Below are 12,985 nucleotides of genomic sequence, written 5' to 3'. Positions count from 1 at the left end.
TCCCGTACATATCGTCACTATCGAGGGCTCAACTCAGCGCCGCCACCAGCTCCTGGCCGGTCTCAAACCAGAGGTCGGCCGGCCAGCGACGATAGTCGTCACCCTCCTCGATATACCCCCAGCCTACTGCCACAGCGGTCATGCCGGCGGCCCTGGCCGCCTGCATGTCCCGCAGATGGTCACCGATGTACCAGCAGCGTGACGGAGGCGTATCCAGGTGGCGCGCCGCCTCCAGCAATGGCGCCGGGTCGGGCTTCTTGACCGGCAGGTCATCGGCACACAGCAGAGATCCCGGCGTCAGTGCCAGGCTCTCCACCAGGGGGGCGGCATAGGCACGCGGCTTGTTGGTGACGATGCCCCACGGCGCCCCTTCGGCCTCCCAGGCGGTGAGCAGCGGGGCCAGCGGCGCAAAGACCCGGCTCTCGGCAGCCACGGCCTCGCCGTAGGCGGCGAGCAGGAAGCTGCGTGCTTCATCGTGTCCCGGCGCCTCCCGGGCCAGCCCCAGGGCGAGCTCGACCAGGGCGCTGCCACCGTTGGAGACCTGGGCACGGATGACCGGGTAGGGCAGGGCATCGAGGCCATGATGTGCCCGCAGGGCATTGGTGGCCCGCGCCAGATCCGGTGCGGTATCCACCAGGGTGCCGTCGAGATCGAAGAGCAGGGCGGCCGGACGAGAGATCGACATCATGTTTCCTCGCGACGGCAGTGCATCAGATAGTTGACCGAGACATCGGTCGGGTGCAGACGATAACGGCGGCTCAGCGGGTTATAGATCAGCCCGCTCTGCTCGCGGACCTCAAGCCCCGCCTGCCGACACCAGCGGGCCAGTTCGGCGGGACGAATGAACTTGGCATAGTCATGCGTGCCCCGGGGCAGCATGCGCAGCACATACTCCGCTCCGACCACGGCCAGGGCGAGCGCCTTGGGGTTGCGGTTGAGCGTCGAGAAGAACACCTGCCCGCCGGGCTTGACCAGGGTCGCACAGGCGCGCACCACGGAGCTGGGGTCCGGCACGTGCTCGAGCATCTCCAGGCAGGTCACCACATCGAAGCTTGCCGGCGCCTCCTCGGCCAGGGCCTCGACGCTGACCCGCCGATAGTTGATCTCAAGCCCCTGCTCTTCGGCGTGAAGCCGAGCCACGCCCAGCGGCGCCTCACCCAGGTCGATGCCGATGACATCCGCGCCGCGGTGGGCCATTCCCTCGCTGAGGATGCCCCCGCCGCAGCCCACATCCAGTACCCGTCGCCCGGCCAGACCGGCGCGGGCATCGATGAAGTCCAGGCGCAGCGGATTGATGTCGTGCAACGGCTTGAACTCTCCGGTGCTATCCCACCAGCGCTCCGCCAGGGCCTCGAACTTGGCGATCTCGCCGGGATCCATGTTCTCCGCTTTCGACTGCGTTGCACCCATTCGCTCTCTCCAGGTTGATAAGGGTGTGGTCGGTATCGCAGCGGTGGCAGGCTGCGACGAGTCCGGTATCATGAGCGTCATTCTACCCGTTCCCGGCGGCGACTTCCCCATGGCGCGGCGCCGCAGCGAACGCCACATCGCGACCCTCGACAAGGACTGCCCCATGATCCGCAAGGCTGTGCTTCCCGTAGCCGGTTTCGGCACCCGTTGCCTGCCCGCCTCCAAGGCGATTCCCAAGGAGATGATCACCATCGTCGACCGTCCGGTGATCCAGTATGTGGTCCAGGAGGCCGTCGACGCCGGTATCCGCGATATCGTGCTGGTGACCCATGCCAGCAAGGGGGCGATCGAGAACCACTTCGACAAGCACTTCGAGCTGGAGACGAGTCTCGAGGCCAAGGGCAAGCATGAGCTGCTCGAGGAGCTCAACGCGATTCTCCCCGACGACGTGAATATCATCGCTGTGCGCCAGCCGGAACCGCTGGGTCTGGGGCATGCGGTGCTCTGCGCCCGACCGGTGATCGGTGATGACGCTCCCTTCGCCGTGCTCCTGCCCGACGTGCTGGTAGACGACGAGGGACTGGAGCACAACGATCTCGCCGGCATGCTGGAGGCCTTCGAGTGCCGCGGCCATGCCCAGCTGATGGTCGAGGAGGTTCCTCACGAGATGACTCACAAGTATGGCATCGTCGATACCGGTGGGGAGGCCCCCGCGCCGGGAGCGTCGAGCCCCCTGGTCGGCGTGGTGGAGAAGCCGCCGGTGGAGGAGGCCCCCTCGAACCTGGCCGTGATCGGTCGCTATGTGCTGCCGGGCAGCATCTTCGCACGGCTTGCCGATACCCCGCCCGGCGCCGGAGGAGAGATCCAGCTCACCGACGCCATCGAGTCACTGCGTGCCGATGAGGGGGTCGATGCCTACCGAATGCGGGGCAAGACCTTCGACTGCGGCCACCAGCTCGGTTATCTCGAGGCCACGCTCGCCTATGGCCGCCGCCATGCCCGCTTCGGGGAGGGCTTCCGCGAGCTGCTCGACCGCTACGCCGGGGAGGCCTGAGCCATGCGCGTGCTGGTTCACGGTAGTGAGCTATCCGCTGCGACCGCCGCCGCTGCCCTCAGCTGGGTAGGCCACCGAGTCACCTGGCTACCGCATGTCGACCAGCCCTGGTCAACGCTGCGCCGTGCCGACTGGCTGGTCGGCGAGCCGCGGCTGCTCGACCAGCTCGAGAGCGGGCTGGCCGACGGCAGCCTGCGCCTGGCGGAGAGTGCCGAAGAGGCGCTGCAACGCCCTCAGGAGGTAATCTGGCTATCCCTCTCCCCGGAGCAGCGCGGCGAGCTCGACACTCTCTTCATGGCGCTCGATGGCGTCGGCAACCAGCAGCGGTTGCTGGTCAACCACTCGACCTTCCCGGTCGGCGAGACCGAACACCTGGAGGGGCGTATGGGGGCTGGCAGCCACGCCGTGGCGCTGTCGGACATGATCGAGGAGGGGCGCGCCTGGGAGACCTTTACCCGCCCCAGTCGCTGGCTGCTGGGCTGTGATGATGATGGTGCCGAGGCCCGCGTACGCGAGCTGCTGCGTGCCTTCAACCGCCGCCAGGAGGTGGTTCAACGCATGCCCAGGCGTGCCGCCGAGCTGACCAAGCTGGCGATCAACGGCATGCTGGCCACTCGCATCAGCTACATGAACGAGGTGGCGGGCCTGGCCGACAGCCTGGGTGTCGATGTCGAGTTCGTGCGCCAGGGTATGGGGTCCGACTCACGCATCGGCTACGAGTACCTCTACCCGGGGTGTGGCTTCGGTGGGCCCAACTTCTCCCGTGACCTGATGCGCCTGGCCGATGTGCAGTCCGCCAGCGGGCGACGTTCGGCGCTGCTCGAGCAGGTGCTCGATATCAACGAGCACAAGAAGGAGACGCTGTTCCGCAAGCTGTGGGCTCACTTCCACGGCCGACTGGAGGGGCGTTGCGTGGCCATCTGGGGGGCGGCCTTCAAGCCCGGTACCGCGCGTATCGATCACGCCCCGGTGCTGAGCCTGCTGCGGGCGCTATGGGCGCAGGGGGTGCGCGTGCGTCTGCATGATCCGGCGGCCCTGCCGGCGCTGCGACAGGAGGTCGGCGATCACCCGCTGCTGGAGAGCATGGAGGGGGACCCGCTGGAAGCGTGTCATGGAGCCGACGCCCTGATGCTGGTCACCGAGTGGAAGGCCTACTGGAACCCGGACTGGCGTCGACTGGCCGACCTGCTGGAGGAGCGCCTGGTCCTCGATGGCCGCAATATCTATGACCCGGCATGGGTCGCCGCCCAGGGCCTTCACTACCGAGGCATCGGTCGCCGCGCCGATCCCTGAGCCAGCCATCAATGGTTCGCCGCCCCGCCTCCTGAGACAGTCAGCAGGCAGCGGGGGCGCTCAGGCCTGAGAAATTGGCGGCAGCGAAGCGCCAGTTGGCCAGTGCCCAGAAGGCGTCGAGGCCTGCCGCGGTGTCGGTATCCTGGCCGCCGGTCAGATGGTGGACCAGCAGGGGCGTCAGGCCACGGCTCAAGGGCAGATCGTGTACGTCGCCGGCCATCACCTCGAGTCCCTGGGCATCGCGTACCAGCCATACCCAACCACCGGGGGACGCATCGCTGGCGGCGGTGGCAATGGCCTGGCGCAAGCCGGCGATATCAACCCAACGTGCCGCGATGGCCTGGCCGAGGGCATCATCGGGTGCGCCACCCTGCGGCGACAGGGAGTGCCAATGGAAAATAAAGGCCCAGGCCTGGGCTGCCTGCCTGGCGAGCTCACCCTCGGCGCCAAGCAGAATGGCCTCCAGCGAGGCGTTCGCCCAGGGCGTGCCCTCCACCAGCTGGTTGAGTCGGGCCACGCAGGCGCGCTGGGTCTGACTGTGACGCTGGATAACCGTCTCACGGGAGAGGTGAGGTGCCAGGGCCTTGGTGTCATAGGGTAGAGCAGGCAGTTCGAAAGGCATCGGGCTTCCTTGGGCGACGAAGGCGGTGACAGGTGCTGCGTTGGCGCCGCCCCGTGTGCCGACGAGCATAAACCCTTTACACTATCGCCGACCCATGGGCGATGCCTCCGGACCTCGCGGCATGATACCAGCTGCCCTACACACAGGCATCCGCCCCAGCCACACAAGGAGTAGAGCATGGCAGAGCGTCCGGAACCGCGCCGCTACACCGGACCGATCGTCCCGGATCCCGAGGCCAGCCTGGCGCCATACCGCCCGCGCTGGCCCGAGCCGCCGCGGATATGGCCGCTGTGGTTGCTGGTTCTGATCCTCGCCGGCGCCCTGGTCGTCATGGGCTGGTTCGGCTGGCAGGAGCGCCAGCGCCTGGTATCCCAGAACACCCGACTGAGCGGTGAGCTCTCCAACATCCACGCTCGCTTCGATACCACCATCGGTGAGGGTGATGGCATCGATCGTCTGAAGGAGCGTGTCGAGGCCCTGACACGCCAGGATGAGACCCATGAGCGGCATTTCGACGTGGTCGAGGAGGATATTGCAGCGGGACTCGAGCGGCTGGAGGCTCTCGTCGAGGAGCAGAGAACACGGCTGACACGCATGGGGGAGGCCGCCGCTAACCGAGAGGCGCTGCTTTCGGCCTTTCAGGAGTCGCTCGATGCCCTGGAGCGTGCCGGAGAACAGGGGCGCCGTGCACTGGCCGAGCGCCTGGACCTGGTCAGTGAGAGCCACGATGCCAGCGTCCAGCGGCTCGCCGAGCTCCAGGGCCGAATTGTCGATGCTGCCGACCTCAACAGGGCGCGTGAAGAGCGGGAGGCAGCCGAAAGCCGTCTCGCCGCCGCCCAGGAAGCACAGCTTGCTCGCCTCGAGACGTTGCAGGCGCGCGTGGCAACACTGGCGGATGCGCTTGAAGGTGCCGGCGAGGCGCGGGAAGATAGGCAACAACAACAGGATGCCCTGCGATCACGCCTGGCTGCGCTGGAGACCGATATTGGCGAAATGCGGCGCAGCCAGCTAGCCCTCAGCGCCCGACTCGAGGCACTGCGGCCGTGAGGCTGATACCGTCGCATCCCCGGGAGTCGCAAACGACAAGGCGTAAGGATATGGAGAATCGGTTGGTGCTACGCCTGATCGCGGCGACGCTGATGCTAGGCCTGCTGCCTGCCTCGACGGTGCTGGCCATCGAGGCGCGGGTCGAGGGGCTCAAGGGTGACCCGGCGGCTAACATTCGTCATTACCTGGATGGGCTGGACGAGAGCCAGTACAGCCGAACACGGCTGGAGGGGGAGTCGCGGCGACGTGCCGCCGAGGCGATGCGCGCCTACGGCTATTACGAGCCGAAGATCGAGGCTCGCCTGGCCGAAGGAGAGCCGCCCGAGTATGTCGAGCTGACCATCGACCCGGGCCCAAGAGTACGCATCGAGACCCTCGACTTCCGACTCGAGGGGGATGCCCGGGAGGACCCTCCCTTTCAGAAAGCCATCGATGACTTTCCTCTGGCCGTCGGGGACCCCCTGGTGCATGCCCCTTATGACAGCCTGCGTGGCCGTCTGGCCAACCTCTCTCTGGAACGCGGTTACTTCGAGTGGCGCTATAGCGATCGTCGCATGGAGGTACGCCCCTTCGACGAAAGCGCTCGCCTCTACCTGACCCTGGATAGTGGTCCACGCTACCGTTTCGGCAATGTCAGCATCAGCGGTAGCCATATCGAGCCAGACCGACTACGCCGGCTGCTTCCCTTCACCCCGGGAGCCCCCTACCTGGCCGGTGAGCTGGCCACGTTCAACCAACGGCTCGGCCAGACCGAGTGGTTCCGCTCCGTCACCGTGAGACCGCGGCTGGAGAGTAGCTCTCTGGCGCTCGAGGAGGAGAGGGCGGGTTGGGCCGAGGCGGTGGCCAGCGAGGGGGGAACCCGCTATGGAGCCCGCTATGACACGACAACGCATGTATCGGCGGCAGGTCTGGAGGGCGTGACGGCGCTGGCCGCGCGTCAGGAAGAGCGTCCCTCTGTCCCCATCGATGTCAAGGTGGCCCCGGCCGACCGTCACCGTTTCGAGGTCGGGGTCGGCTATGCCACCGATGTCGGGCCTCGCCTGCGCTTCTCGTGGGATCAGCCGTGGATCAATCGCTATGGCCACGGGCTGGATCATGACCTCTATCTATCGGCGCCCCAGCAGCGCTTCGGGGGTGTCTATACACTGCCGCTCGATAACCCTCTGCGCGACAGCTACCGATTCCAGTATGGGCTCAGCCACAAGGACACCGATGATACGCGCTCCCTGGAGGCAACCCTGGAGGGGGCGCGACGCTGGGAGTTCGAGAACGGCTGGATCCAGCATCTCTATGTGCGTACCACCTACGAGGACTTCACCCAGGGTAACGATAACGAGCAGGTATTGCTGCTCTACCCGGGGATACGCTGGTCGCGTACCCGTACTCGCAATCCCACCTTTCCCAGCTGGGGCGACCGCCAACGGCTAAGTCTGGAGGTCTCCGACGGTCTGTGGGGTTCCGACGCCGACTTCGTACGCGTGACCGGAGAGTCACGCTGGATCCGCAAGATCGGTGCCGATAACCGTGTGGTGACCGGACTCGGTCTGGGAGCGATCGAAACCAGCGACTTCTCGCTGATTCCCCCTTCGTTGCGCTTCTTCGCGGGTGGCGACAACAGCGTGCGTGGCTACGGCTACGAGAGCCTCTCGCCCCGCGATGACGAGGGCAAGCTCACCGGCGGTCAGCAGCTGCTGACCTATAGCCTGGAGTGGCAGCGCCGCGTGACCGGCGACTGGTGGGGCGCGGCCTTCGTCGATACCGGTGACGCCTTCGAGGAGTGGGGCCCCGACGATCTCAAGACCGGCGCCGGTCTAGGCGTGCGCTGGATATCACCGGTCGGACCGATTCGCCTGGATATCGCTCACCCCTTCGACGACGAGGACAATTCGTGGCGCCTACACTTCGCCATCGGTCCAGAGTTCTGAGTCTGCTCTGGTCGCTGTTTCGTTTACTGATCCTATTGCCCCTGTGGCTTCTTGGTCTGGTAATGCTGCTCCTGGGGCTGGGGCTCTCGCCATGGGGATTCGGGCTGCTGCTCGACCAGGGCGAGCGTATGGGGCTGCTCCAGGTGGATGCCTATGAGGGGGCACCCCTCGACCGGCTGCAGCTCGACGGCTTCGCCATGCAGGCCGGGCCAGCCAGCCTCTCCTTGGATCACTTCGAGCTCGCCTGGTCGGAGGAGTGCGTGCTGTCCGGTCGACTCTGCCTGGAGGTGCTCGGTGTCGAGGGCGCGCGGCTGCGTCTGGGTGATAGCGAGCCCACCGACGAGCCGCCGCCATCTCCCGCCGGCGACCCCCTCGCCGCCATCGCGCTGCCGTTCCCCATCGAGCTCAGGCGGCTCTATCTCGAGGACGTCGAGGTGCTGCTGGCCGATGGCACGCGCTTGAGCTGGGATCACTTCAGCACCGCGGCCGTGGCCGAAGGCGATACGCTCAGGCTGATGCCGACGCGTCTCTCCGGCACCCGACTGCGCCTGCCGTTGACGCCGGGGGCACAGCTGGCACTGGCCGGGGGGGAGCGGGACGGACCTCGCCTCACGGCCACCGCCATCGATGCGGCCATCGCCGTGCGCTCACCGCTGCCCGATGAGGTGGCCGCGTCGGCGGAAGGCATGTCGGCCGCGGTCCTGGAGGAGCAGCCACGCCGCGCGCTGCCCGAGATCACTCTGCCGCTGAGGGTGGAGGTGCCCGAGCTGCTGGTGGAGGACAGCGCGGTGGAGGGCGCCGTGGAGTATGGGGTCGAGCGCCTGGCCCTCTCGCTGTTCGCGGAGGGGCACTCGGTGGAGGTGCGCCCGCTGGAGGTCTCGACACCCGATGGCGACGCCAGCCTCGAGGCCGCCATCGCGCTGACCGATGACTACCCGCTCGAGCTCCGACTCGAGAGCGCCCTGTGGCTACCGGAGTTGATGCCGGGGCTTGCCGGGCAGCGTATCGAACTGGGCCTGGACGGCACGCTTGCCGACCTGCTGATGCGCCTCGAGCTGAGTGGCCCGCTTGACCTCAAGCTGGATGCCCGGGCCGATCTCCTCGACCCCACGCTGCCGCTTACCGCCAGCCTGGCCAGCGATCTGCTGCAGTGGCCACTACCCGGTCAACAGACCACCACCAACGCCGACGGCGTGGAGGTTGCCGTCGAGCCCTGGCTGGTCGAGGACCTGGTTCTGCGCCTGGAGGGCAGCCTGGTGGACTACCGCCTCGCCGCCTCACTCGATGCCAAAGGGCCCCAGCTACCCTTCACCCGCCTCGCCCTGACCGGCAGCGGCAATCTGACACATTTCGCCTGGAAGCCGCTGTCGCTTGCCATGAACGGTGCCTCCGTGATCAGCCGCGGGCGGATCGACTGGGACAACGGCATCGCTGTCGATGCTCGCGCTCGCCTGGACAATGTCGACCCGAAGCCCTTTGTGGAGGGGCTGTCCGGTCGACTCGATGGCGACGTGGCAGTGCGTTTTCGCCAGGGAGATGCCGGCTGGACGCTGGCGGTTCCCGAGCTGACCATCGACGGTGAGTTGCAGGAGCGAAACCTGGCCCTGCGTGCCGAACTCGCTGGCGACAGCGAAATGCGCTGGAACATCGAGAGCCTGAATTTTCGTCAGGGCGAGAACCGCCTGCAGCTGGCGGGGCGGGTCAGCGAGTCTGATATTGACCTCTCCGGCGAGGTCGACATGCCGAACCTGGCAAGCCTGCATGATGCGCTGTCGGGCCGCATCAGCGGTGGTCTCGAGGCCGCCGGCAGCCTTGAGTCACCCAGCCTCGATCTGAACCTCGTTGGCGAGTCACTGGCCTTTGCCGAGAACCGACTCGTTGAGCTCAGGCTGGCCGGCCGGGTCAGCGGCCTCGAGGACCCCGCCATGGAGGCAACGCTGGAGCTTGCCGGCCTCGAGGCCGGTGGTCAGCGTCTCGACGAGGCCGTGCTGGCCCTGGATGGCCGGCTCTCCGAGCACCGCCTGACCCTGGAGGCCTCGGCGCCCGCCGGCATGCCGCTGTCACGGGCATCACTAGCCTTGGCGGCCGGACTCGACCAGGATCGAGGCCGCTACGCGGGACAGCTGTCCCGACTCGAGGTCGATGCCGAGCAGGGTGACCTGCGCCTTGCCGACCCCACGGGGTTCGCCGCCAACCTCGATCAGGGGAGCGCCCGCGTACAGCCCTTCTGCCTGGTTCGGCAACAGGGCGGCAGCCTGTGCCTGGTGGAGCCGCTGGAAACCTCTCCAGAGGGTGGCGAACTGCGCCTCAGACTCGCTGAGGTACCCATGGCACTCCTCGACCCCTTCCTGCCACAGGGCTGGGCGGCCCAGGGCAATACCGAGCTGGATCTCGATGCGAGCTGGGGCGCCGATGGCAGCTGGCGGGCGGAAGGCAGCCTGCAGAGCCGACTGGCACTCGACGGCCAGGACGCCTACGGCCAGCCCTGGTCTCTGCCGGAGGCACGGCTCGAAGGCGAAATCAGTGCCGATGACCAGGCCGCCGAACTGGCCCTCGAGCTCACTCTCGCCCAGGCCGGTGGGCTGGCACTGACGGCACGGGTCGATGACCCTGTCGACGAAGGGCGCCTCACGGGCCGGCTCTCTGTCGATGAGCTGCGTCTGTCGCCCTATCGTGATCTCGTTACCGGCATGGAGACCCTGGAGGGAAGGCTTACCGGTAATATCGACCTCGCCGGCCGGCTCGAGGCGCCCGAGATGCGCGGGCGCATCGCCCTGGCCGGCCTGAAGGCCAGCGGGGCCGATGTGCCGGTGGAGGTGCACGATGGTGAGCTTGGCATCGACCTCAACGGCACGGCAGCCACCATCGACGGCTACATTGCCGCCAAGGAGGGGCGCCTGAATATCGACGGCAATGCCGCCTGGCCATCGCCGGAGAAGTGGCGCGCCGATCTGTCGCTACGCGGCGTCGACCAGCCGGTACTGGCGGTGCTACCCGAGTTCGGACAGTTGCGCATCGCACCCGACCTGGAGATCCGAGCTCGCCCAACCTTGCTGCAGGTGCGTGGTGACGTCCAGGTGCCCTGGGCTCGCCTGGAGGTCGGCAAGCTGCCCCCCTCGGCGGTCGCCCCAAGTCCCGACGAGGTGATCATTACGCGCGAGGACGAAGAGCGGGCGCGACGTGAAGCTTCGAGCCCCGCGGCGGAGGCCGCCACTGGAGAAGATACCGCCGAGGCCATGGCCGCTGCCGGCATGGCCCTGGATGTGCAGATCGATCTGCGTCTGGGGCCGGATATGAAGCTCTCCGCCTATGGACTCGAGTCCGGTTTGTCCGGCACCCTGGAGGTGCGTCAGCAGGACGGGCCGGTACAGCTCTTCGGCGATGTCAACCTGGTGGATGGCCGCTTCCGTGCCTATGGGCAGGACCTGCTGATCCGCGAGGGCCAACTGCTGTTCAGCGGCCCGCCCGGGCAGCCACTGCTCAACTTCGAGGCGGTTCGCAATCCGGATGCGACCCGGGATGGGGTGGTCGCCGGCCTGCGCGTGACCGGTAGCGCCGCATCGCCCCAGCTCGCGGTATTCTCGGAGCCCTCCATGGACGAGGCGAGCGCACTCTCTTATCTGTTACGTGGACGGGCGCCCAACGATAGCGACACCGATGGGGCGCTGACCTCGGCACTGGTGGGGCTCGCCGTGGGGCAGGCCGGTGGCGCGGTGGGCGGCATCGGCAAGGCCTTCGGTGTCTCGGACCTGACCCTGGATACGGCGGGCAGCGGTGAAGATAGCCAGGTGACTCTCAGTGGCCAGCTGACCGACGATCTCGAGGTGCGCTACGGTGTCGGGGTCTTCTCGCCGATCGCCGAACTTACCCTGCGCTACAACATCTGGCGCAGCCTCTACCTGGAGGCGGTCTCCGGTACGAGCCAGGCGGTGGATCTGATCTACACCTTCAGCCGTTCCGGCAACCCAAGAATTCTCGATGACAACTAGGAGAGACGTACCATGACACTGGATCCCTCCCGGGCTCTGCCCGGTCGCGATACACCACTCGCCATCAGCGGCGTGCACGCGGTCAACGGCCGCTCCATGCTGCCACCGTTTCCCGACCGGCTGCAGGAGATCGTGCTGGGTCTGGGCTGCTTCTGGGGAGCCGAGCGGCTGTTCTGGCAGCTGCACGGTGTCTACGTTACCGCCGTGGGCTATGCCGGCGGCGTAACGCCCAACCCTACCTACGCGGAGTGTTGCAGTGGGAAAACCGGCCATGCGGAGGTGGTTCGGGTCATCTTCGACCCGGCCGAGATCCGTCTCGAACAGCTGCTGCAACGGTTCTGGGAGGCCCATGATCCTACCCAGGGGAATCGCCAGGGCAACGATATCGGATCCCAGTATCGCTCTGTGATCCTGACGACCGACGAGTCACAGCAGGCGCTTGCGCTGCAGACACGCGATGCCTACCAGCAGGCGCTTTCGCGGGCCGGTGGAGGGAACATCACCACCGAGATTGCCCCCCTCACGGCCTTCTATTATGCCGAGGAGGATCATCAGCAGTACCTGCATAAGCACCCCGACGGCTACTGCGGACTCCGCGGCACCGGGGTCAGCTGCCCCATCGCCTGAAGTGGCTTGCGCCAGGGAGCCCGGATCAGACATGCCGTTCAATCGGGCTGGTTTGCGGGGCTGGCTAATCGGGTTGGCCATTATCGAGTTGACCCACAGAGACGAGCGCATCCCACAAGGCTGCCACCGTGGGTTGCTGGTTGTCGGCACGACGAAACAGCACGATGTCCATGGGTACCTGCCAGCGTTCACCGCCCGCCGGCACCAGGGTCCCCTGGGCCAGTGCATCCCGTACGCTGGATTCGGGTAGCCAGCCCAGGCCGTAGCCCAGGGAGACCAGCTCACGGATATTGCTGCTCTGGATGCTCTCGTTGAGGATGCGGAAGTCGGGAGTGTCGTCGAGCCGGGCGAGATGGGTACGGATCGCGGCATCGGTCAGCCCGCGGGGGTGATAGGCGATCAGCGGCAGGCTCGCGGCCCCCTCCAGGGAGAAGCGTGGCACTCCGTCCGGCTCCGGGAGAGAGAGCGGAACCATTTTCTCGCCGGCGAGCCGCCAGGAGAGATAGTCCTGGGTATCCGGCTCGATGCCACACGGCGAGCACGGCCAGTAGCACAACACCAGGTCGCACTCATCCTGGGCCAGGGCCCGGAAGAAGTCATCGACCAGCCACCCGGTGGCGCGCAGGTCGGGCACAATGGGTGGGGGCGTCGACCACCGGCCAAGCCAGGCAGGCAGAAAGTGGCTCAACAGGCTCTGGGGGGCCGCCAGGCGAATGCGCCCGGCGTGCTGGTCGGCGAGATGAGCCAGCCGCCGCCGGCTTTCGGCCATTCGCTGGGTGACATCATGGCATAGTGCCAGGAACTCCTCACCGGCCGGGGTCAGGGAGAGGGGCAGCGTCTGGCGGTTGACCAGCACGGTGCCCATCTCCTCCTCGAGCAGCTTGATACGGCGGGAGAACGTCGGTTGGGTGACGTTCTGCTGCTCGGCGGCCCGCGAGAAGTGTCGCGTTCGCGCCAGCGCCATGAAGTCCTCGAGCCAGCGCAGCTCCATGTCATCTCCCGTCGACGAGCCAAAAGG

General features: G+C 66.9%; 10 protein-coding genes. 6 read left to right on the top strand and 4 right to left on the bottom strand.

The window, feature by feature from the left end; genetic code table 11:
- Window positions 1-28 precede the first annotated feature (28 nt).
- Together E0702_RS00770 and ubiG are read right to left on the bottom strand one after the other, a co-directional pair.
- A complete protein-coding gene (locus E0702_RS00770; protein WP_132041255.1) occupies window positions 29-685 on the bottom strand; it encodes an HAD-IA family hydrolase in 657 nt (218 codons plus the stop codon).
- Window positions 685-1,410, bottom strand: coding sequence for a bifunctional 2-polyprenyl-6-hydroxyphenol methylase/3-demethylubiquinol 3-O-methyltransferase UbiG (gene ubiG / locus E0702_RS00765; RefSeq protein WP_132041055.1), 726 nt, complete (start codon window positions 1,408-1,410; stop codon window positions 685-687). Before ubiG ends, E0702_RS00770 begins: the two co-directional genes overlap by 1 nt.
- A 163-nt stretch (window positions 1,411-1,573) precedes the next feature.
- On the opposite strand from ubiG, the gene galU reads away from it, so the two are divergent.
- Together galU and E0702_RS00755 are read left to right on the top strand one after the other, a co-directional pair.
- On the top strand, window positions 1,574-2,464 hold the full coding sequence (gene galU / locus E0702_RS00760) for a UTP--glucose-1-phosphate uridylyltransferase GalU (RefSeq protein WP_132041254.1): 891 nt from the start codon (window positions 1,574-1,576) through the stop codon (window positions 2,462-2,464).
- A gap of 3 nt (window positions 2,465-2,467) precedes the next feature.
- Window positions 2,468-3,757 (top strand): nucleotide sugar dehydrogenase, encoded by a 1,290-nt coding sequence (locus E0702_RS00755; RefSeq protein ID WP_132041054.1) that lies wholly within the window; start codon window positions 2,468-2,470, stop codon window positions 3,755-3,757.
- A gap of 40 nt (window positions 3,758-3,797) precedes the next feature.
- On the opposite strand, the gene E0702_RS00750 is transcribed toward E0702_RS00755, so the two are convergent.
- Window positions 3,798-4,379 carry a Fe-Mn family superoxide dismutase gene (locus E0702_RS00750; RefSeq protein WP_165927456.1) on the bottom strand — a complete coding sequence of 194 codons (582 nt, stop codon included), beginning with the start codon at window positions 4,377-4,379 and terminating at the stop codon, window positions 3,798-3,800.
- Between the two features lie 177 nt (window positions 4,380-4,556).
- On the opposite strand from E0702_RS00750, the gene E0702_RS00745 reads away from it, so the two are divergent.
- Genes E0702_RS00745 through msrA form a run of 4 tightly spaced genes read left to right on the top strand, consistent with a single transcriptional unit; the run spans window position 4,557 to window position 11,967 of the window.
- Window positions 4,557-5,426 (top strand): hypothetical protein, encoded by an 870-nt coding sequence (locus E0702_RS00745; RefSeq protein WP_132041052.1) that lies wholly within the window; start codon window positions 4,557-4,559, stop codon window positions 5,424-5,426.
- Window positions 5,427-5,476: 50 nt separating this feature from the next.
- The gene (gene tamA / locus E0702_RS00740) at window positions 5,477-7,351 is read left to right on the top strand and encodes an autotransporter assembly complex protein TamA (protein ID WP_132041051.1); all 1,875 of its coding nucleotides are present in this window, start codon (window positions 5,477-5,479) and stop codon (window positions 7,349-7,351) included.
- Complete coding sequence (gene tamB, locus E0702_RS00735; protein WP_240721629.1) at window positions 7,315-11,340, top strand: autotransporter assembly complex protein TamB; 4,026 nt, start codon at window positions 7,315-7,317, stop codon at window positions 11,338-11,340. The genes tamA and tamB overlap by 37 nt, the downstream gene beginning before the upstream one ends.
- A 12-nt stretch (window positions 11,341-11,352) precedes the next feature.
- Window positions 11,353-11,967, top strand: coding sequence for a peptide-methionine (S)-S-oxide reductase MsrA (gene msrA, locus E0702_RS00730; RefSeq protein ID WP_132041050.1), 615 nt, complete (start codon window positions 11,353-11,355; stop codon window positions 11,965-11,967).
- 64 nt (window positions 11,968-12,031) lie between these two features.
- On the opposite strand, the gene E0702_RS00725 is transcribed toward msrA, so the two are convergent.
- Window positions 12,032-12,958 (bottom strand): LysR family transcriptional regulator, encoded by a 927-nt coding sequence (locus tag E0702_RS00725; RefSeq protein WP_132041049.1) that lies wholly within the window; start codon window positions 12,956-12,958, stop codon window positions 12,032-12,034.
- Window positions 12,959-12,985: the final 27 nt, after the last annotated feature.

Origin of the sequence: Halomonas marinisediminis, assembly GCF_004347715.1 — a bacterium.
GTDB classification, from domain to species: domain Bacteria; phylum Pseudomonadota; class Gammaproteobacteria; order Pseudomonadales; family Halomonadaceae; genus Halomonas; species Halomonas icarae.
This window is presented reverse-complemented; position numbering and strand designations above follow the sequence as displayed.

What these genes read in the sequence shown, in the direction of transcription:
- E0702_RS00770 (WP_132041255.1), bottom strand. Translation starts at nt 685, where the DNA reads ATGTCGATCTCTCGTCCGGCCGCCCTGCTCTTCGATCTCGACGGCACC.
- ubiG (WP_132041055.1), bottom strand. Translation starts at nt 1,410, where the DNA reads ATGGGTGCAACGCAGTCGAAAGCGGAGAACATGGATCCCGGCGAGATC.
- galU (WP_132041254.1), top strand. Translation starts at nt 1,574, where the DNA reads ATGATCCGCAAGGCTGTGCTTCCCGTAGCCGGTTTCGGCACCCGTTGC.
- E0702_RS00755 (WP_132041054.1), top strand. Translation starts at nt 2,468, where the DNA reads ATGCGCGTGCTGGTTCACGGTAGTGAGCTATCCGCTGCGACCGCCGCC.
- E0702_RS00750 (WP_165927456.1), bottom strand. Translation starts at nt 4,379, where the DNA reads ATGCCTTTCGAACTGCCTGCTCTACCCTATGACACCAAGGCCCTGGCA.
- E0702_RS00745 (WP_132041052.1), top strand. Translation starts at nt 4,557, where the DNA reads ATGGCAGAGCGTCCGGAACCGCGCCGCTACACCGGACCGATCGTCCCG.
- tamA (WP_132041051.1), top strand. Translation starts at nt 5,477, where the DNA reads ATGGAGAATCGGTTGGTGCTACGCCTGATCGCGGCGACGCTGATGCTA.
- msrA (WP_132041050.1), top strand. Translation starts at nt 11,353, where the DNA reads ATGACACTGGATCCCTCCCGGGCTCTGCCCGGTCGCGATACACCACTC.
- E0702_RS00725 (WP_132041049.1), bottom strand. Translation starts at nt 12,958, where the DNA reads ATGGAGCTGCGCTGGCTCGAGGACTTCATGGCGCTGGCGCGAACGCGA.